This is a genomic window from bacterium (genome assembly GCA_036504735.1).
In the GTDB taxonomy this organism is placed as follows: domain Bacteria; phylum Electryoneota; class RPQS01; order RPQS01; family RPQS01; genus DASXUQ01.
In genome coordinates this window covers 232,498-250,321 of the sequence record DASXUQ010000005.1, presented here as the reverse complement: position 1 = coordinate 250,321, position 17,824 = coordinate 232,498, and the positions used below count along the sequence as shown (strand labels likewise).

Annotated in this window: 18 protein-coding genes; all 18 read left to right on the top strand. The window is 58.6% G+C overall.

The window, feature by feature from the left end:
• The first annotated feature begins 14 nt into the window (after positions 1-14).
• The 18 genes from VGL38_02905 (at position 15) to gatB (ending at position 17,824) form a co-directional block, all read left to right on the top strand.
• Positions 15-1,685: a lamin tail domain-containing protein gene (locus VGL38_02905; GenBank protein HEY3294365.1), complete on the top strand. Its 1,671-nt coding sequence runs from the start codon at positions 15-17 to the stop codon at positions 1,683-1,685.
• The gene (locus tag VGL38_02900) at positions 1,682-3,682 is read left to right on the top strand and encodes an ABC-F family ATP-binding cassette domain-containing protein (protein HEY3294364.1); all 2,001 of its coding nucleotides are present in this window, start codon (positions 1,682-1,684) and stop codon (positions 3,680-3,682) included. The genes VGL38_02905 and VGL38_02900 overlap by 4 nt, the downstream gene beginning before the upstream one ends.
• 83 nt (positions 3,683-3,765) lie before the next feature.
• Positions 3,766-4,731, top strand: a complete 966-nt coding sequence (arcC, locus tag VGL38_02895; protein HEY3294363.1) for a carbamate kinase — start codon at positions 3,766-3,768, stop codon at positions 4,729-4,731.
• 54 nt (positions 4,732-4,785) lie between these two features.
• On the top strand, positions 4,786-5,949 hold the full coding sequence (sucC, locus tag VGL38_02890; protein HEY3294362.1) for an ADP-forming succinate--CoA ligase subunit beta: 1,164 nt from the start codon (positions 4,786-4,788) through the stop codon (positions 5,947-5,949).
• Between the two features lie 62 nt (positions 5,950-6,011).
• Positions 6,012-6,887 (top strand): succinate--CoA ligase subunit alpha, encoded by an 876-nt coding sequence (sucD, locus tag VGL38_02885; protein HEY3294361.1) that lies wholly within the window; start codon positions 6,012-6,014, stop codon positions 6,885-6,887.
• Positions 6,887-7,285: a nucleoside-diphosphate kinase gene (ndk, locus tag VGL38_02880; protein ID HEY3294360.1), complete on the top strand. Its 399-nt coding sequence runs from the start codon at positions 6,887-6,889 to the stop codon at positions 7,283-7,285. The genes sucD and ndk overlap by 1 nt, the downstream gene beginning before the upstream one ends.
• 144 nt (positions 7,286-7,429) lie before the next feature.
• The gene (locus VGL38_02875) at positions 7,430-8,188 is read left to right on the top strand and encodes an energy-coupling factor transporter transmembrane component T (GenBank protein HEY3294359.1); all 759 of its coding nucleotides are present in this window, start codon (positions 7,430-7,432) and stop codon (positions 8,186-8,188) included.
• Positions 8,179-9,003, top strand: coding sequence for a tRNA pseudouridine(38-40) synthase TruA (gene truA / locus VGL38_02870; GenBank protein HEY3294358.1), 825 nt, complete (start codon positions 8,179-8,181; stop codon positions 9,001-9,003). Before VGL38_02875 ends, truA begins: the two co-directional genes overlap by 10 nt.
• A complete protein-coding gene (locus VGL38_02865) occupies positions 9,003-10,268 on the top strand; it encodes a trypsin-like peptidase domain-containing protein (GenBank protein ID HEY3294357.1) in 1,266 nt (421 codons plus the stop codon). The genes truA and VGL38_02865 overlap by 1 nt, the downstream gene beginning before the upstream one ends.
• Positions 10,265-11,569 carry an adenylosuccinate lyase gene (purB, locus tag VGL38_02860; protein HEY3294356.1) on the top strand — a complete coding sequence of 435 codons (1,305 nt, stop codon included), beginning with the start codon at positions 10,265-10,267 and terminating at the stop codon, positions 11,567-11,569. The genes VGL38_02865 and purB overlap by 4 nt, the downstream gene beginning before the upstream one ends.
• Positions 11,570-11,594: 25 nt before the next feature.
• Entirely contained in the window at positions 11,595-12,305 is a 711-nt protein-coding gene (locus VGL38_02855; protein ID HEY3294355.1) for a phosphoribosylaminoimidazolesuccinocarboxamide synthase, read from the top strand.
• Positions 12,306-12,335: 30 nt separating this feature from the next.
• Positions 12,336-12,974, top strand: a complete 639-nt coding sequence (locus VGL38_02850; protein ID HEY3294354.1) for a phosphatidylserine decarboxylase — start codon at positions 12,336-12,338, stop codon at positions 12,972-12,974.
• On the top strand, positions 12,971-13,744 hold the full coding sequence (gene pssA / locus VGL38_02845) for a CDP-diacylglycerol--serine O-phosphatidyltransferase (GenBank protein HEY3294353.1): 774 nt from the start codon (positions 12,971-12,973) through the stop codon (positions 13,742-13,744). Before VGL38_02850 ends, pssA begins: the two co-directional genes overlap by 4 nt.
• Positions 13,741-13,980 (top strand): phosphoribosylformylglycinamidine synthase subunit PurS, encoded by a 240-nt coding sequence (gene purS, locus VGL38_02840; protein HEY3294352.1) that lies wholly within the window; start codon positions 13,741-13,743, stop codon positions 13,978-13,980. Before pssA ends, purS begins: the two co-directional genes overlap by 4 nt.
• Positions 13,977-14,708 carry a phosphoribosylformylglycinamidine synthase subunit PurQ gene (gene purQ / locus VGL38_02835; GenBank protein ID HEY3294351.1) on the top strand — a complete coding sequence of 244 codons (732 nt, stop codon included), beginning with the start codon at positions 13,977-13,979 and terminating at the stop codon, positions 14,706-14,708. The genes purS and purQ overlap by 4 nt, the downstream gene beginning before the upstream one ends.
• A 62-nt stretch (positions 14,709-14,770) precedes the next feature.
• Positions 14,771-15,037: a twin-arginine translocase TatA/TatE family subunit gene (locus VGL38_02830; GenBank protein ID HEY3294350.1), complete on the top strand. Its 267-nt coding sequence runs from the start codon at positions 14,771-14,773 to the stop codon at positions 15,035-15,037.
• Positions 14,970-16,400: an Asp-tRNA(Asn)/Glu-tRNA(Gln) amidotransferase subunit GatA gene (gene gatA / locus VGL38_02825; protein HEY3294349.1), complete on the top strand. Its 1,431-nt coding sequence runs from the start codon at positions 14,970-14,972 to the stop codon at positions 16,398-16,400. Before VGL38_02830 ends, gatA begins: the two co-directional genes overlap by 68 nt.
• Positions 16,397-17,824, top strand: a complete 1,428-nt coding sequence (gatB, locus tag VGL38_02820) for an Asp-tRNA(Asn)/Glu-tRNA(Gln) amidotransferase subunit GatB (protein ID HEY3294348.1) — start codon at positions 16,397-16,399, stop codon at positions 17,822-17,824. Before gatA ends, gatB begins: the two co-directional genes overlap by 4 nt.

The window sequence follows — 17,824 nt, the reverse complement described above, 5'->3', positions numbered from 1 at the left end:
TGCTCTGCGGGCTCATGATGGCAAAGCATGGTTTTGCGCTGACGCTGAACGAAATCATGTACAATCCCGCCGGTGCCGATAACACCGACGAGTTCGTCGAACTCTACAACGAGAGCCAATTCGCCGCCTCAGTGAGCGGCTGGCGGCTTGTGATCGGTGCCGATACGGACGCGGTCGTGGCGATGGAGCAGGGGCTGATTGCCGCTCCACACCAGTATGTGCTCATTATGGACCCGGACTACTTTGCTCAAGGCAGCACTACCTACGACGGGCGCATTCCATCGTCCGCGCTGGTCGTGACGATCGACAATACCGCCTTCGGCAGCCGCGGATTAGTGAACGACCGTTCCGATACACTCACGCTCATCGATGCTCAAGGCCACATCCGCTCCCGCTACGCCTATCATATCGGCAACACGGAAGGATTCTCCGATGAGAAGATCCTGCCGCAAGATGGTGACAGCCTCTCGAACTGGAGAGACTCCGCTGTGTTGTACGGCACGCCCGGTGCGCGCAACAGCGTAACACCTCCAGACAGGGATCTGGCCGTCACGGCCTTCTTTGCTGAACCCTCATCACCTCAATCGGGCGACAGTTTCAGTGTGACAATACAAGTCACCAACGTCGGCAGATCCGTGTTTGGCGATTCCTTGTCGTTGTACCGGTCGGAATCGGGAAATGTGCTGACGCTGCTCGCCGCGTGGCCAACCGGAACGCTGAGCGTGGGCGACTCTGCCCGGTTCTCGCACCGCCTGCGCATGGAGTCCAATGCTCCGCTGTCTCTGGTGGCTGATCTGAGCGGTGCTGATGAGATCGAGACCAATGACCGCCGGATGCTGCTTGTGGGAGCTGCGGGTGCCCCTCTTGCCATTGTCATCAACGAGATTATGTTCAGCCCGGAGCCGCAACGCAGCGAATGGGTGGAACTGTTTAACCCCAGCGCGGTCCCGTGGAATCTGGCAGGCTGGCGGTTCAGCGACGGCACCGGCATCGGCGACACGTCCCGGCGTGTGAACCTGCCGGATGTGACCATTGCGCCGCAGAGTTTCGCGCTGCTCGCCTCCGATTCCACCATGCTCTTCGAAAATGTTCCGGCGAATGTGCCGACTGTCATATGGAACACCACACACGTCACGCTGAACAACAGCGGAGATTCCCTGGTTCTCTACAGTGCCGATGGCCAGATGATAGATCGTGTGGATTACCGTCCCTCATGGAGTAGCGGCGTCGCAGGGATAAGCATTGAGCGCGTCGCGTCGCAGGCTGCGTCGAACGACCTGTTGAATTGGGCCTCGTGTCTGGACAGCACCGGATCCACGCCGGGACGGCCGAACTCCCGCGCCATGCCTTTCGCGGGTGGTGGAGTGGAAGTGCTGCGCGTGCAGCCGAATCCGTTTTCGCCGGATGGCGACGGCCGGAACGAAGTGCTCAGTATTCAGTACCGCCTCGAGCAGCCGGATTCACGATTGGATCTGAAGATTTACGATGTGCGAGGACGCCTGATTCGCCGTCTCGCCAACAACGAAGCGGCGGGTTACTCGGGCGAGAAACTGTGGGATGGAAAGGATGATCACGGGCGCATGATGCCTACTGGACTCTATATTATTTATCTTGAAGCTTTGGGTAAAGGCGGCACGCGCATTCAAACGGCGCGCCGTCCGGTTGCATTGGCGAGACGGTCATGAGACTCCTGCACCTTTCCGAACTGACCGTAGAATTGCCGGGCCGCACGCTGCTTGACCATGTCAACTGGTCTATCTTTCGCGGCGAGCGATATGGTCTTGTCGGCCCCAATGGCGCGGGCAAGACTACGATTCTTCGGCTGATTGCCGGGCAGAATGAACCCTCATCCGGCACAATTCAACGCAGCCGCGATCTGACGGTCGGGTATCTGCCGCAGGATGGCGTCGCTCACAAGGGCCGCAGTCTGTTTGAAGAAGCCTGGAGCGGTCTTCCTGACCTGCCGCATCTCCAGGTCGAAATCACGGCACTGCGCGAGGAGATAGCCGCATCACCGGACAACCTCGAGCTGATCGAAGAACTGGGCGTGCTCGAACATCGCTGGGAAGATCTCGAAGGCTATCACGCCGAAGCTAAGGTCGCGCGTGTGCTGGGCGGTCTGGGCTTCAGAGAAGAGGACTTCACACGCCAGATCGAAGAGTTTTCCGGCGGCTGGCAGATGCGTATTGCACTGGCCAAACTCCTGCTCTTCGATCCCGATCTGCTGCTGCTCGACGAGCCTACCAACCATCTGGATTTGCCGGCGCTGGTCTGGCTCGAAGATTACCTGCGCCGATTCTCCGGCTCGTTGATCATTGTCAGCCATGACCGCAGCTTCCTGGACCGTGTTGTAGGCCGTATCGCGTCTCTGGAGCGCAGCGAACTGATTGTCTATCTCGGCGACTACTCGACCTTCGAGAAGGCGCGCGCCGAACGGCAGGAACAGCTTGAAGCGCGTGCGGAGAAGGTGGAAGGCGAGCGCGAGAAACTGGAAGCGTTCATCGACCGTTTCCGCTACAAAGCCAGCAAGGCCCGGCAAGTTCAAAGCCGCGTCAAGATGCTCGAAAAACTGGAAGACGTCGAAGTCACTCCGGCAAACACGAAGCGGGTGCATTTCCGTTTTCCTGCGGCCCCGTCCAGCGGTCGCGTGGTACTCGATATCAAAGCCGTTACCAAGAACTACGGCAACCGCAACGTCTTCCATGATGCCGGCGTGGTGTTGTCCCGTGGCGAAAAGGTGGCACTGGTGGGCGTGAACGGTGCGGGAAAGTCAACGCTCTGCCGCCTGATTGTCGGTGTGGATCAGCCGACCACGGGCGAAATCAAACTCGGCCATAACGTGACGGTCGATTACTTCGCGCAGGAAGCCGATTTCCACCTCGATTCCAGCCTGACTGTACTCGAGCAGCTCGAGGCCGAATCCGGCTCGGCGCCGCAGAGCGGGTTGCGCAGTCTGCTCGGTGCGTTTCTGTTTTCCGGCGACGATGTCTACAAACGCGTGTCCGTGCTCAGCGGCGGAGAGAAATCACGCCTCGCATTGGCCAAGATGCTGCTGCATCCGTCCAATTTCATTATTCTCGACGAGCCCACCAACCATCTCGACATGGCCTCTCAGAACGTGCTGCTCGATGCTCTGAATGCCTATGAAGGAACACTGCTCGTGGTTAGCCATGATCGCTACTTCCTCGACCGGCTCGTTAATCGAGTGCTGGAAATCGAAGGCGGAACGCTGCGCGACTGGCCGGGCAACCTCTCCGAATACCTGTCCCGCAAGGGCCTGACCGATGCTTCAAGTGCGCAAAAAGACAATAAGTCCGAGCGCATCCCCTTTGCGACCGGCACCGACGCCAAGTTCAAGAGTAAAGAGCAGAAACGCGCCGAAGCGGAAATCCGCAACCGTTTGTCCAGCGCATTCCGTGCTGTGCGGGACGACGTGAATGGTCTCCAGACCCGCATCGACAAGCACGAAGCGCGCAAACTTCAAATCGAAAAACTCCTCGCCGATGAAGAACTCTATCGGGATCCGGACAAATGCCGCACTCTGATGTCGGAATATGAACAGATTCGCAAAGAACTACCGGCACTGCTGACACAATGGGAAGAGGCGGCAGTCCGTCTTGAAGAGCTGGAACGTCAGAAATTGGACGAATTGAAGTCCCAACCCGGCGCAAATCCGGCTTGACATTCTGAGCAAGTTCTTGTATATTGTTCACTCTGCGTTGTGATAGTTATTGCAAACTATCTTCTTGTGAATCAACTACTCCTGTGCCCAAATCCCCGGAATCTTCATCGCCGGTTGCTGTTGTTGCCTTAGGCGGCAACGCCATTTCCAATCCCCGCGAAACCGACACCATTGCCAACCAGTTCCGCCACACGCGCGAGGCGCTGACCGGCGTTGCCGGATTGGTGGAGCGCGGCTATCGGCTGGCCATCACGCATGGCAACGGTCCGCAGGTCGGTAATGCGCTTTTGCGGGTGGAATGCGCCAAGGATCGTGCGCCGTTGCTGCCCCTTGGCGTTATTGTGGCGGATACCGAAGGCGGCATGGGGTATATGATCGAGCAGTGCTTTCAAAACGTGCTGCTGCGCCGCGGCTTGCATCCGGAAGTCGTGACCGTTGTTTCGCAGGTGCTGGTCGATCCCAACGATCCGGCGCTGCTCAATCCTACCAAGTTTGTCGGACAGTTTTACTCGGAGCGTCAGGCGACCGAACTGGCGGAAACGCACGGCTGGACGGTGAAACCGTACGGGGATCGTGGCTGGCGCCGTGTGGTGGGAAGCCCGCAACCCCTCGAGATCGTGAACGGTCCGACCATCAAACAGATCATCGAGTCCGGCAAGATCGTCATCGCGGCAGGTGGCGGCGGAATCCCTGTCTATCGCGAGCCGGACGGCTGGCTGGAAGGTGTGGATGCAGTGATTGACAAAGACCGTGCCGCCGCAATTCTGGGTCGCGACATTGGCGCGCAGGAATTGTTTATCCTCACCGACGCGGATTACGTAGCTCTGCATTTCGGAACCCCCGATCAGAAGAATCTCGAACGGGTGACGGTCTCCGAATTGGAAGGCTACTACAAGGAAGGACATTTTCCCGCCGGCAGCATGGGGCCGAAGATCGAAGCGGCAATCAAGTTCCTGCGCGCGGGCGGACAGCGAGTGATTATTTGTGCACTCTCCAGATTTCTGGAGAGTCTGGACGGCAACAGTGGCACCACGATCGTACCGGACTGATTCTATGAAACCGGGCGCGTGCGTGCATTTCCCTGCTAAAGGCGTGGAGCCAAAATGAAAATTCACGAACATCAAGGTAAAGAGATTCTTGCCCGCTATGACGTTCCCGTGCCGCGCGGCCGCGTGGCATTCTCGGTGGACGAAGCGGTGGAGATCGCAAAGGGTCTGGGCAAATATCCGGTCGTAGTCAAGGCGCAGATTCACGCCGGCGGCCGTGGCAAGGGCGGCGGCGTCAAACTCGCGAAGAGTGAGGAAGAAGTCCGCATGTACGCCGGCCAGATTCTTGGCATGCAACTCATCACGCATCAGACCGGCCCGGAAGGGAAGAAGGTTCAGCGTCTGCTGATTGAAGAAGGCATGGACATCAAGCGCGAACTGTACGCGGGCATTCTGCTCGACCGTGCCGTGTCGCAGAATGTGTTCATGGTCTCGACCGAAGGTGGCATGGAGATCGAGAAGGTCGCCGCCGAGACTCCCGAAAAGATCGTCAAGGTTTACATTCATCCCGCTACCGGTTTTCAGCCCTATCACGCGCGCCGTCTGGCGTTCGCTCTGGGTCTGACCGGCGATGCATTCAAGAACGGTGTCAAGACCTTCACCACGCTTTACAAGGCGTATGAAGCCGTAGATGCCAGCCTGCTCGAGATCAATCCGCTCGTCGTTACCGGTGACGGCAAGGTGATCGCCCTCGATGCCAAGGTTAATCTCGATGACAACGCCCTCGACCGTCATCCCGATATCCTCGCGATGCGCGATCTGTCCGAAGAAGATCCGGCGGAAGTCGAAGCCTCCAAGTTCAATCTGAACTACATCAAGCTCGACGGCCAGGTCGGCTGCATGGTCAACGGCGCCGGTTTGGCGATGGGCACGATGGACATCATCAAGCTCTTCGGCGGCACGCCGGCTAACTTCCTCGATGTTGGCGGCACCGCCAACACGGAGACCGTGTCCAAGGGCTTTGAAATTATTCTCTCGGACAAGAACGTCAAGGCGATTCTCATCAACATCTTCGGCGGTATCGTCCGTTGCGACCGCGTCGCGGGCGGCGTGATTGAAGCCGTGAAGAAGACGAAGGTGAAGGTGCCCGTCGTCGTCCGTCTCGAAGGCACCAACGCCGACATCGCCGCCAAGATGCTGGCCGAATCCGGCGTCGCGTTTATCGTGGCGAAAGACTTGACAGATGCCGCTCAGAAGGCGGTGAAGGCCGCGCAGGCGTAAGCATCGCGGGCTTGAGTCACAACATACAACTGTAAATTCATCCTTTCGGATTGGAGCCGTAAATGGCCATACTTTTGACAGACAAAACCCGCGTCCTCGTGGTCGGCATCACGGGCACGGAAGGCACCTTCCACACAACCCAGATGTTGGACTACAACACCAAGGTTGTCGGTGGTGTCACGCCCGGCAAGGGCGGGCAGACGTGGGAAGGCAAACTTCCCGTATTCAACACCGTAGCGCAGGCAGTCAAAGAGACCGGCGCCAATGCTTCGGTGATCTTCGTTCCCCCGGCATATTGCGCCGACGCCATCCTCGAATCGATCGACGCCGGCATCGGCTTTATCGTCACCATCACCGAAGGCATTCCGGTGAAGGACATGGTGCGCGTCAAGCATTTCTTGCGCAATTCCAATTCCCGCATGGTCGGCCCGAACTGCCCCGGCGTGCTGTCTCCCGGCATTGGCAAAATGGGTATCATGCCCACCATGATCGCCAAGACCGGCAAGTGCGGTGTTATCAGCCGCTCCGGCACGCTCACCTATGAAGCTATGAAGCAGCTTTCGGATCGCGGCATCGGCCAGTCCACTTGCGTCGGCATCGGCGGTGATCCGGTCAACGGTACCAGCTTCCTCGACGCACTGAAGCTCTTCAAAGACGATCCGGACACCGATTCGGTGGTCATGATCGGCGAGATCGGCGGCAGCGCGGAAGAAGAAGCGGCCGAGTACATTCAGAAAGAATTCAAGAAGCCCGTCGCCGCGTTCATCGCGGGCATGACGGCTCCTCCGGGACGTCGCATGGGCCACGCCGGTGCCATTATCGCCGGTGGCAAAGGCACGGCTTCGGAGAAGGTGAAAGCACTGCGTGAAGCCGGCATTTTCGTGGCGGATTCGCCCGGCGACATCGGTGCGCAGATGGTAAAGGCAATGGGACGTTAATGGAAAAAACGCTGATGATCATTAAGCCCGACGCTGTGCGGGCGAAACACATCGGGGACATCGTCGCCCGTGTGGAGAAGGAAGGCTTCAACGTGACCGGTCTTCGCTATCTGCACCTGACAAAGGAGCAGGCGGAAGCCTTCTATGCCGTCCACAAAGAGCGTCCGTTCTTCTCCGGCTTAGTGGCCTACATGACCAGTGGTCCCGTTGTGGTTGGCCGTCTTGAGCGTGAAGGCGCCGTGGATCACTGGCGTAAGGTGATTGGTGCAACCAATCCTGAGAAGGCTGATCCCGGGACGATCCGCAAGCTGTACGGCACGAACATCGAAAGCAATGCGGTGCACGGTTCGGACTCTCCGGAGAACGGTGAAATCGAGACCAATTTCTTCTTCGCATAAGCGATTTTTTCCGTTGATTTTTGGGATCGCCCCGGGAAGCTCTTCCCGGGGCGATTTCGCTTCGGAGATGGGCAGAAAGAGCCGCTTGATTTTGGCTGCAATTCTTTGTATGTTTGATAGTTTCACGCAGATAAAGAGGTACTTTTGGAGTCGGGCGCGCCTTTCCGTCCCCATCCCGTTAGCCTGCTTTTTGCTTCGCTGGTCCTGATGGGAACGTTGATCTTTGTCAATCGCTTACTTCCATTTATCTTACTGATAGTATTGTGTTTGTGTATGATGCTGGCGGGGCGCGTCCCGCTAACTGTGGTCGGACGGAAGACGCTAAAGCTGTGGCCGTTCCTGCTGCTGACCTTCCTGCTGCACGCAGCGCTAAGCAGCCATCCATCCGCAGCTTTCAGCTTCTGGCCAAGAATTGATCTTAATGCGTCGGGGCTTGCCACTGCCGGATTCTTCACGACTCGCCTTGTGGTGATCCTCGCGCTGGGAATTGCGCTGCTAAATGCGTACACCCCCCAACAGTATAGCCGGGAGTTGGCGCGATTGGCTGCTAAACTGCCATTCTGGCGGGCAAAGGCGGCGCATCTCGAATTGACCATAAGCTTGGCCCTGCAGTTTGTGCCGTTCCTCGAACAGGAATATCAACGGCTGAACCTTGCCTTAGCAGCACGCGGAGAACCAGCAGACAAGACAATTTGGGACAAGTTGACGCGAAATCGAAAGCTGCTTTTCCCGCTGATGCTCAATGCCTTCCGGCGCGCGGATCAGGTGTCCCTGGCCCTGGAAGCCCGAGGTTTTGATCCGGCGGCGAAACGCACCTCCATGAATGCTTCCGAAGTGTCGCCGTATGAAGGGGTTGCCACCTTTCTGTTCGCTATAGGGTGTGTTCTGACCTTATGGACCTGAACCTGAGCGCTCCCATCGATTCCGATCTGCATCGACAATATACATATCGCTTCGATGTGGAATATGACGGCACGGACTTCGCCGGATGGCAGTTCCAGCCGCGCGAGAGAACCGTTCAGGATTGCCTTCAGAAGGCTGTAATAGAGCTATTCGGCGAAGAGGTTCCTGTCATCGGGGCCGGGCGAACGGACGCTGGAGTTCATGCCACTGGGCAAGTCGCTCATTTTCGGGTGGACAGCTACCGTGAGCCGCCAGTCGTCTTCCGGGCCATGAACGCCCTGCTTCCCCCGGATGTTCGCGTGCGGAATGTTCAACTGGCAGAATCCGACTTTCATGCGCGCTTTAGCGCACAGTGGCGCGGATATCGCTACCGCATTGCTCGCAGACCGATTGCCATTGGCCGTTCTTACTGCTGGACGTGTCCCAATACCCTGGACCACCGTCCAATGCATGAAGCCGCGCAACTCATTCTGGGCAGTCACCGATTCCGGGCCTTTGCCCATTTCAATCCCAAAGAGGTTCACTACCTCTCCACCGTCTACCGCGCGGAATGGATCGCCGCTGATCCCTTCCTTGAATTCCGCGTTGAGGCGAACCGGTTTTTGCACGGCATGGTCAGGCTGCTTGTTGGAACCTTTGTCAACATAGGCCGTGGAAAGACTGAAATCGAACGACTGAAGCAAATTATGGCGGCGGAAGATGTCCGGCAAGCCGGACCGAAAGCGCCAGCGGCAGGCCTGACACTGATCAAAGTAGGTTACGAACCCTGGCGGGAACATAGCCAGCCAAGGAATGAGGATTCTGACACGTGGTGATGAAAGTACTTAATTTCTTTGCAATCGGCCTGATTTTCGGAGGACTGTTCTTTTACCAGTTCCACCGCAATCAGCAGCTTGAGCAGGAGATTGACGTGCTGCGGGGGTTCGCTACGGGTTCTCAAGTGGCACGTGCCCATCTCGCGTCCGGCGCGGGGACAGACGCGCCCAAAACGTTTTCGACCGATGATCCCAAGGCGCACGATGTGACCGCCGAACTGTCCGGCAGCCGCTCCAATGCGATTACCCGCGCGGTAGCCAATACCTCGGGCGCAGTGGTCGGCATCAACGTTGTACAACTTCGCGAAGTGCGCAATCCCTACAGGCCGGTGGATCCCCTCGGCTGGATGATGTTCGATGAGCGCCTGTGGCCGCCGACCATCAAACAGAAGGTGCAGAACCTCGGCTCGGGGTTTATTATCAGCCCGGATGGCTACATCGTCACCAACGAACACGTTGTGCGCGACGCCGCGCAGGTGTTTGTTACGACCACCACGCGCAACAAATATCCGGCCAAAGTGGTGGGCACCGATCCGCTGCTGGATATGGCCCTGTTGAAAATCGACGCCAAGAATCTGCCGTGCATTCCGCTGGGCGACAGCCAGGATGTGCTGGTCGGTGAATGGGCGATTGCACTGGGAAACCCGTACGGTCTGTTTGATATCAATGATCAACCGTCCGTTTCGGTCGGTGTCATTTCCGCCGTGCACCGCGATTTTCAGAGCGCGATCGACGGACGCGTTTACACCGATATGATCCAAACCGACGCTGCCATCAACCCCGGCAATTCGGGCGGACCGTTGCTCAATGCCGATGGAGTCGCTGTCGGTATGAACACGATGATCTTTTCACAGTCAGGCGGTTCGGTCGGCATCGGCTTTGCGATCCCGTCCAATCGCATCACGGCCACGATCGATGATCTTCTGAAGGGCGGAGTCAACCGCAAGTTCTGGGTCGGAATTCGCGCACTGGATCTGTCACCGACGTACGCCCGCCTGCAAGGATTAGCCAACAACCACGGCGCCGTCGTAACCAGTGTGGATCCCGGCAGCCCAGCCGCCAAGGCGGGTATTCACGTGGAGGATATTCTGCTGGAGATCAACGGCAAGGCCATCGAGACCGCGATGGGGGCGCAGGAAATTTTGAAGAGCGCCGACTTGCGCGTAGGGGATAAGCTGCCGCTGAAGATCTTCCGCAAAGGCCGGGCAATGGACATTACATTAACGCTTGTCGCCCTTCCACAGGAAGGCCAGGGAGCCGGATGATCGAACGCTATTCACGCGAGCCCATGGCGCGGATTTGGACCGAGCAGGCGCGCTATGAAAATTGGTGGAAGGTAGAAGCCGCCGTGGTGGAAGCCCGGGTGGAACGCGGCGAGATTCCCGCTGACGCGGCCCGGCAGATCCTGCAGGCGGCCAAATTTACGCCGGCGGAAATTCAGGAAGTCGAAGCGGAAGTCCAACACGACGTCATCGCTTTCTTGACAGTGATCGCCCGCTATGTCGGACCCGATTCCCGGTTCGTGCATGTCGGTCTCACGTCTTCGGACGTGGTCGACACCGCCTTCGCGTTGCAGATCAAGGACGCGTCGCAACTGCTGCTTGAAGACATGGCGGCGTTGCGCGTGATCCTGTCCCGCCGGGCATTGGAATTCCGCCGTACGGCGACCGTCGGTCGCACCCACGGCATTCACGCGGAACCGACGGTTTTCGGATTGAAGTTCGCCCTGTGGGAAGATGAATTCGCCCGCCACAACGAGCGCATGATTCAGGCCTTGCAGCGCGTGCTGGTCGGTAAGCTGTCGGGTGCGGTAGGAAACTATGGCCACACCGACCCGGAATTGGAAGAGAATGTGATGCAGCGGCTGGGCATCGGCGTCGCGCCGATATCCACGCAGGTCGTGTCGCGCGAGCGGCACGCTGAATTCCTGTCGCTGCTGGCGCTGGTCGGCACCACCGTGGAGCGCATTGCCACCGAAATCCGCCATCTGCAGCGCACCGAAGTGGCCGAAGCCTTCGAGCCGTTCGGCAAGAAGCAGAAGGGCTCGTCGGCAATGCCCCATAAGCGCAACCCGATTCTCTGCGAGCGGCTTTGCGGCATGGCGCGGCTGCTCCGCGGCTATGCGTTGACAGGTCTCGAGAATGTTGCCCTGTGGCACGAGCGCGATATTTCCCATTCGTCCGCAGAGCGCGTGATCTTCCCGGATGCCTGCATCGCGTTGGATTACATGCTGCATGTGCTGATCCGGGTGCTGGACGGTTTGGATGTAAATCCGCGGCGCATTGCCCGCAATCTGGATATGACTCACGGCCTGCTGGCTTCCGAACGCGTGCTGCTTGCCTTGACCAAGGCAGGGTGGACGCGGGAGACGGCCTACGCTCATGTGCAGCAGGCAGCGAAGGCTGTTTTGGAGAGAGACAGTTCCTTCCTTGATGAACTTGCGAAGGACGAAGAAGTGACGGCGGTTTTGAGCAGGGAGCAGCTTGCTGACCTTCTGCGTGTGGAACCGCGCTACGACATGTCGGATCGAATCCTGCGCCGGCTTGGCATTCTTGAAGCCGAATAACCGGCTCAAAAGATAAGGGACGACCTTGGACAAACGGGAATTGCTTTTCGAAGGTAGCTCCAAGCGGTTCTACACGACAGACCGCGAGAATCTGCTGGTCATGGAGTTCAAAGATGATTTCCTCGACCAGAACGGAAGCAAAAAGAGCCGCATTCCGGGCAAAGGCGAAATCAACGCGGGTATCTCGAGTTTCCTTTTTCAGTATCTCGAGAATTCGCATGTGCCCACCCATTTTGTTGAGCCCAACGTGGGGGCCGATTTTCTGGTGCGCAAGCTCCGGATGATCCCGATTGAGGTCGTGGTGCATAACGTCGCTTCGGCAAAACTGGCTCAACGTTTTCAACTGGACGAAGGGCAGCAACTGGATTCGCCGGTAACGGAGTTCTTTCTCAAGGCTCCGCGGCTGGGAAATCCGCAAATTAACGACACCCACGCCCAGGCCTTCGGCTACGCCAAAACGGATGACATCCGCACCATGGCACGCATGGCCTCCAAGGCCAACGCGATTCTGAAATCACTGTTCGACCGCCGCGGGCTGCTGCTGGTGGAATTCTCTCTTGAATTCGGCGTTTCGGGAGACCATCTCTGCATTGGAGATGAAATCACTCCGGATACATGCCGGATCTGGGATAAGAAGAAAAACCGGAAGCTCGACAAGGACCGGTTCCTGCAGGATCTTGGCGGCGTCGAGAAAGCATACCGGGAGTTGTTTGAACGTCTCATTCATGCCATATGAGTTTTCCGTCGTGCGCGCAGGAGGCTACTGATGCGATTTGCGCCTGAAGCTTTTCCTATTGTCGCGCCGTTCTTTGGTCTTGCGGTTGCCGCACTGATTTGGGTGGGAGTCTCCCGCAGCACTCTGGCCATCACCCTGGCCGCCGTCTTCGCGTTTCTCGGCCTGGTGCTTTTGGCGTTCTTCCGCGATCCGGTGCGTCACACTCCGCAGGGGCAGGGCATTGTCGTGTCCCCCGCCGATGGCAAAGTGCTTGCCGTGGAGTCGCTGCCCGATGGTCGCAAGCACGTGGCGATCTTCCTGTCCGTCTTCAACGTGCACGTAAACCGTGTGCCGTTTTCGAGTCAGGTGCAGGTGGTCAACAATATTCCGGGTTCGTACTTCCACGCAGGTTCGGAACGCGCTTCGGGAAATGCCCGCGTGGAGGTCCAGGCGGAGTCCGTCTACGGACCCGTGGGCTGGCGGCAGGTATCCGGCGCAATTGCGCGCAAAATCGCCTGCGGTCTGAAGAGCGGCGACCGTGTCAAAACGGGCGACCGCTTCGGTTTGATCTATTTCGGTTCGCGAATGGATGTGTATCTGCCCGCATCCGCTGAGCTGTTAGCCCAGCCCGGACAAGTGGTGCATGCGGGAGAATCTGTGATCGCGAAATTTCCAACAGAGGATAAATGATGAGACGATGGCCTGCTAACATCCTGACGTCGGGCAACTTGTTTTGCGGCTTCTTGTCCGTTCTGCTGGCAATGGAGAACCATCCGCAACTGGCGGCGTGGTTGATTGTCTTTGCCGCCGTGCTGGATGCATTTGACGGCAAAGCCGCCCGCTTCTTCGGTGGCGGTTCCGAGTTCGGCCTGCAATTCGACTCGCTGGCCGACATGATGTCCTTCGGCTTCGCGCCTGCATGCCTGATCTACACGGTTGCATTCTCCAATTTGAGTATGCCCGGACTGATTGTGACCTTTATCCCGGTTCTGGCCGCCGCCATCCGTCTGGCGCGCTTCAACGTGACCGCCGACGGCAAAGCGCACGACTTCATCGGCTTGAGTTCCCCGCTCCACGCCTGCCTGATCGCGTCCTTCGTGGTCATGAGTTACTCGACGTGGGGACAGATCCTCGACACCAACATTCTGGCCGGTCTGGTGATTCTCACCAGTCTGCTCATGGTCAGTCGTTTGCCGCTCCCCGGATTGCCGCGCTTCACGCTGCGCGAGCCGGGCTATAATCTTGTGAAGATGCTCTTCCTGATGATCGCCGTGGCGTTCATCGTGATCAATCCGCCGCGTTACACCTTCCCGTCCCTGGCCGCCGTGGTCTCGGTTGCGCTCATTACCGGCGCGCTGCGTGCGCTGTTCGTGCGCGAAGTCAAGGAAGATGAAGAGGACGAGGAACTGGATGAAGAGAACACCGAACCTGTTACCGTTTATCATCGGGGACAACGTTGAAAGCCAAAGTCTACGTGACCTATAAGCCGGGGGTGCTGGATCCGCAGGGCCAGACCGTCTGCCAATACTTGCAGCATCAGGGACAGTCCAAGGTGCGGGATGTCCACATCGGTAAATTGATCGAATTCGAACTGGACGATATGCCGGATGCCGAAGCGCGCCAACTGCTTGATGAGATCGGACGCACCGTGCTGGCGAATCCTGTGATCGAGACCTACCGGGTGGAGGTTCCGTGATTTTCGCTGTCATCACCTTTCCCGGCTCCAATTGTGACCGGGACTGTGTGGATTCGCTGGGCCGCGTTCTGGGCTATGAAGTGCGGGATGTCTTCCACAAGGAGAACGTTCTGGGCGCGTGCGACGCCGTGGTGATCCCCGGCGGGTTCTCCTATGGCGATTATCTGCGCTGCGGGGCGCTGGCCAAGCTTTCGCCGATCATGAACGACGTGCGGGCCTTTGCCAAACGTGGCGGTCCGGTCATCGGCATCTGCAACGGTTTCCAGATTCTCTGCGAAGCGGAACTGCTGCCCGGAGCGTTAATCCGCAACCGTTCGCTGAAGTTCGCGTCCCGCATGGTCACCATGCGCGTCGAGAACTCGCGCACACAATTCACCTCTGCCTATCAGGCAGGCCAGCTCATTTCGATGCCGATCGCTCACGGCGAAGGCTGCTATGTGGCCGATGCGAACACCATCCGCGAACTGGAAGCGGAAGGCCGCGTCCTTTTCCGTTACGCATCCACGGACGATGAAACCCGGTTGGATGCCGGAAACCCGAACGGGAGCATCAATGCCATCGCCGGCATTACGAACTCCACGGGAAATATCTTGGGTCTGATGCCTCACCCCGAACGCGCCTGCGATCCGCTGATCAACGGCACGGACGGCGCGGGGATTTTCCTTTCCATGGCGGATGCCTTTTCGCGCGCGGCTCAGAAGAAGCCGCTGCCCGAACTCGCATCCTGAAGCGGCATTAAGGAGCGGAGTCCATGAATCTCGGCGGTTCCGAGATCTTCCTTATCCTCGTCGTGGTTCTTCTTCTGTTCGGCGGCAAGCGGCTGCCCGAACTGGCCCGATCCCTTGGCAAGGGGCTGGCGGAATTCCGCCGCGCCACGCAGGACGTTCAACGGGAACTTAACGCCCCACTGAACGAACCGCCACCACCTGTAAAGCCTACCCCGCCGTCCACCGCGACTTCCGACAGCGAGCCACCTAAAACCGAAGTCCATGCCAATCCTGCTGCCCAGCCCCGAACATCTGAAACTCCACCCGGACCGGATTCCGGACGCAGTTGAACAGTCCCTTGCACTGGCCCGAGACGGAAAAGATCTGCGGGCCTTTGTCACTCTTTTTGACGACCGTGCGCGGCGAGAAGCTGTGCGCGTACGCGATGCGCTGAAGGGTGGGGAGGATCTTCCTCTCGGCGGCTGGTTGCTTGCGATCAAGGATAACATCGCCATCAAGGGCGAGCGCCTGACCTGCGCCTCGCGCATTCTGGATGATTTTCACAGTGGCTTCACCGCCACCGCTGTGGAACGTCTCGAACGTGCCGGGGCCATCGTGCTTGGCAAAACCAATCTCGATGAATTCGCTATGGGCTCCTCCACGGAGAACACCATCTTCGGACCGGCGCACAATCCGATCGACCCAACCCGCGTTGCCGGAGGGTCTTCCGGCGGCAGTGCCGTGGCCGTCGCCGCCGGATGGGTGCACGGTGGACTCGGCAGCGAGACCGGCGGCAGCGTCCGTCAGCCCGCTGCCTTTTGCGGCATCGTGGGCCTTAAGCCGACCTATGGCCGCATTTCCCGCTATGGACTGGTCGCCTTCGGATCGTCCCTCGATCAGATTTCGCCGTTCGCGCATTCCTGCCGCCACATCTTCGACTTGATGTGCGTCATGTCGGGCGTGGACAGCATGGATTCGAGCAGCGCGCATGTTCCGCCTCCGCAGCATAACGGCGGCCTCCGTCCACTCAATCGCAAGCTGCGCATCGGTTTGCCGTTGGACTGTTTTGAACACGGTCTGGCTCCCGATGTCGAGCAATCGGTCATGGCGATGGTGGACAAACTTCGCGGCGCGGGTCATGACGTCGTGGAGCTTTCCATCCCGCATTCAAAATATGCGATTCCGGTGTATTACATTCTTGCCACGGCGGAAGCCAGTTCCAATCTGGCTCGCTTCGACGGCGCGCGCTACGGTTGGCGTGATCCTGACGCGAAAAGCGTGGCCGATGTGTATGCCATGACGCGCGGCGAAGGCTTCGGCCCTGAAGTCCGTCGCCGCATCATGATGGGCACCTTTGTACTCTCCGCCGGATACTACGACGCCTATTACCGCAAAGCGCAGCAGGTGCGCCGGATTCTGCTTGACGAGATCCAGCAGGCCTTCCGCGACGTCGATGTGATGATTACGCCGACCACCCCCACCACCGCGTTTCGTCTCGGCGAAAAGATCGATGATCCCCTTGCCATGTATCTGTCGGACATCTACACGGTCCCTGCCAATCTTGCGGGCATTCCCACCGTATCCGTTCCCGTTGGAAAAGATCGCGACGGACTGCCCATCGGCATGCAGATTTGCGGCCCGCATTTTTCCGAGGAACTGATCCTTCAGCTTGGCGAAGACGTCGAGCACCTTCAGAGCGGAGGCGCGCGATGACGTATGAACTGATCATTGGTCTGGAAATTCACGCGCAGCTTATGACGGCGACGAAGGCCTTCTGCCGCTGCCCGAACAGGTACGGCGAACCGCCCAATACCCTCACCTGTCCGACATGCCTTGGCATGCCCGGTGCGCTGCCCGTGTTGAATCAGGATGTCGTGCGGCAGGCGGCGAAGCTTGCTCTGGCGTTGCAGGCGACGATTCATCCGCATTGCAAGTTCGACCGCAAGAACTATTTCTATCCGGATCTGCCCAAGGGCTACCAGATTTCGCAGTATGACGAGCCCTTCAGTACGGGCGGATTCCTCGATATTCAGACGGACGCCGGCATCAAGCGCATCAACATCACGCGCGCTCACATCGAAGAAGACGCCGGCAAATCCATGCACCAGAATGACGGCTCCACGGTTGTCGACATGAACCGCTGCGGCGTGCCGCTCGTCGAGATCGTCACCGAGCCGGACTTTCGAACTCCGCAGGAAGCCGGAGCCTTCGTCACCGCCGTACGGGAACTGCTCCGCTATGTCGAAGTCTGCGACGGCAACATGGAAGAGGGCTCCCTGCGCTGCGATGTCAATATTTCGGTTCGGCCTGTCGGCCAGGACACGCTGAACGAGCGGTCGGAAATCAAAAATCTGAATTCCATTCGCGCGGTGGAACGGGCCATCGAATGGGAACGCAAGCGCCAGATCGGTGTCTATGAATCCGGCGGTACGATCCGGCGCGAGACCCTGCTGTGGGACGAGTCCACTGAGGAACTCCGTGCCATGCGCCGCAAGGAAGGCTCCGATGACTACCGATACTTCCCCGAGCCGGATCTTGTGGTGCTCAACGTCGCTCCCGCCTACGTGGCTGGCATCCGTTCGAGCCTTCCCGAAATGCCGTGGGAGCGCCGCCGCCGTTATCGCGAAGAATTGAAACTGCACGAGGAAGCCGTTTCCCTGCTCGCCTCGGAACGCGACATGGGCGACTATTTCGAGTCCCTGATGCGCACCGGGATCGACCCCCGCGCCGCCGCCAACTGGATGCAGGGCGAAATTCGCCGCGCGCTTCTCGAACGCGGCTGGTCCATCGCGGACTTCCCGCTTGCTCCCGAAGGATTGGCAGAACTTATCCGTGCCGTCGAGCAGGAGACGGTCTCGCTGACCAAGGCGAAGGATGTCTTCCGCAAGATGATTACCGATGGCCGCAGCGCGTCCAAAATCATCGAGGATGAAGGCCTGTCGCAAACCGGCGATTCGGATCAATTGAAACCGCTGCTCACCGACTTAGTGAACCGGTTCCCCGATGAACTCAGCCGCTACCGTTCGGGCAAGAAGAACCTGTTCGGCTTCTTCATGGGAGAAGCGATGAAGCTCACCGGCGGCAAGGCCAATCCCAAGGTGCTGAATACTCTCCTGCAGGATTTGTTAAACGCGTAA

Excerpts from the sequence above, each read along its gene's own strand:
- VGL38_02905 (HEY3294365.1), top strand. The coding sequence starts at position 15 with ATGATGGCAAAGCATGGTTTTGCGCTGACGCTGAACGAAATCATGTAC.
- VGL38_02900 (HEY3294364.1), top strand. The coding sequence starts at position 1,682 with ATGAGACTCCTGCACCTTTCCGAACTGACCGTAGAATTGCCGGGCCGC.
- sucC (HEY3294362.1), top strand. The coding sequence starts at position 4,786 with ATGAAAATTCACGAACATCAAGGTAAAGAGATTCTTGCCCGCTATGAC.
- sucD (HEY3294361.1), top strand. The coding sequence starts at position 6,012 with ATGGCCATACTTTTGACAGACAAAACCCGCGTCCTCGTGGTCGGCATC.
- ndk (HEY3294360.1), top strand. The coding sequence starts at position 6,887 with ATGGAAAAAACGCTGATGATCATTAAGCCCGACGCTGTGCGGGCGAAA.
- truA (HEY3294358.1), top strand. The coding sequence starts at position 8,179 with ATGGACCTGAACCTGAGCGCTCCCATCGATTCCGATCTGCATCGACAA.
- VGL38_02865 (HEY3294357.1), top strand. The coding sequence starts at position 9,003 with ATGAAAGTACTTAATTTCTTTGCAATCGGCCTGATTTTCGGAGGACTG.
- purB (HEY3294356.1), top strand. The coding sequence starts at position 10,265 with ATGATCGAACGCTATTCACGCGAGCCCATGGCGCGGATTTGGACCGAG.
- VGL38_02850 (HEY3294354.1), top strand. The coding sequence starts at position 12,336 with ATGCGATTTGCGCCTGAAGCTTTTCCTATTGTCGCGCCGTTCTTTGGT.
- pssA (HEY3294353.1), top strand. The coding sequence starts at position 12,971 with ATGATGAGACGATGGCCTGCTAACATCCTGACGTCGGGCAACTTGTTT.
- gatA (HEY3294349.1), top strand. The coding sequence starts at position 14,970 with ATGCCAATCCTGCTGCCCAGCCCCGAACATCTGAAACTCCACCCGGAC.
- gatB (HEY3294348.1), top strand. The coding sequence starts at position 16,397 with ATGACGTATGAACTGATCATTGGTCTGGAAATTCACGCGCAGCTTATG.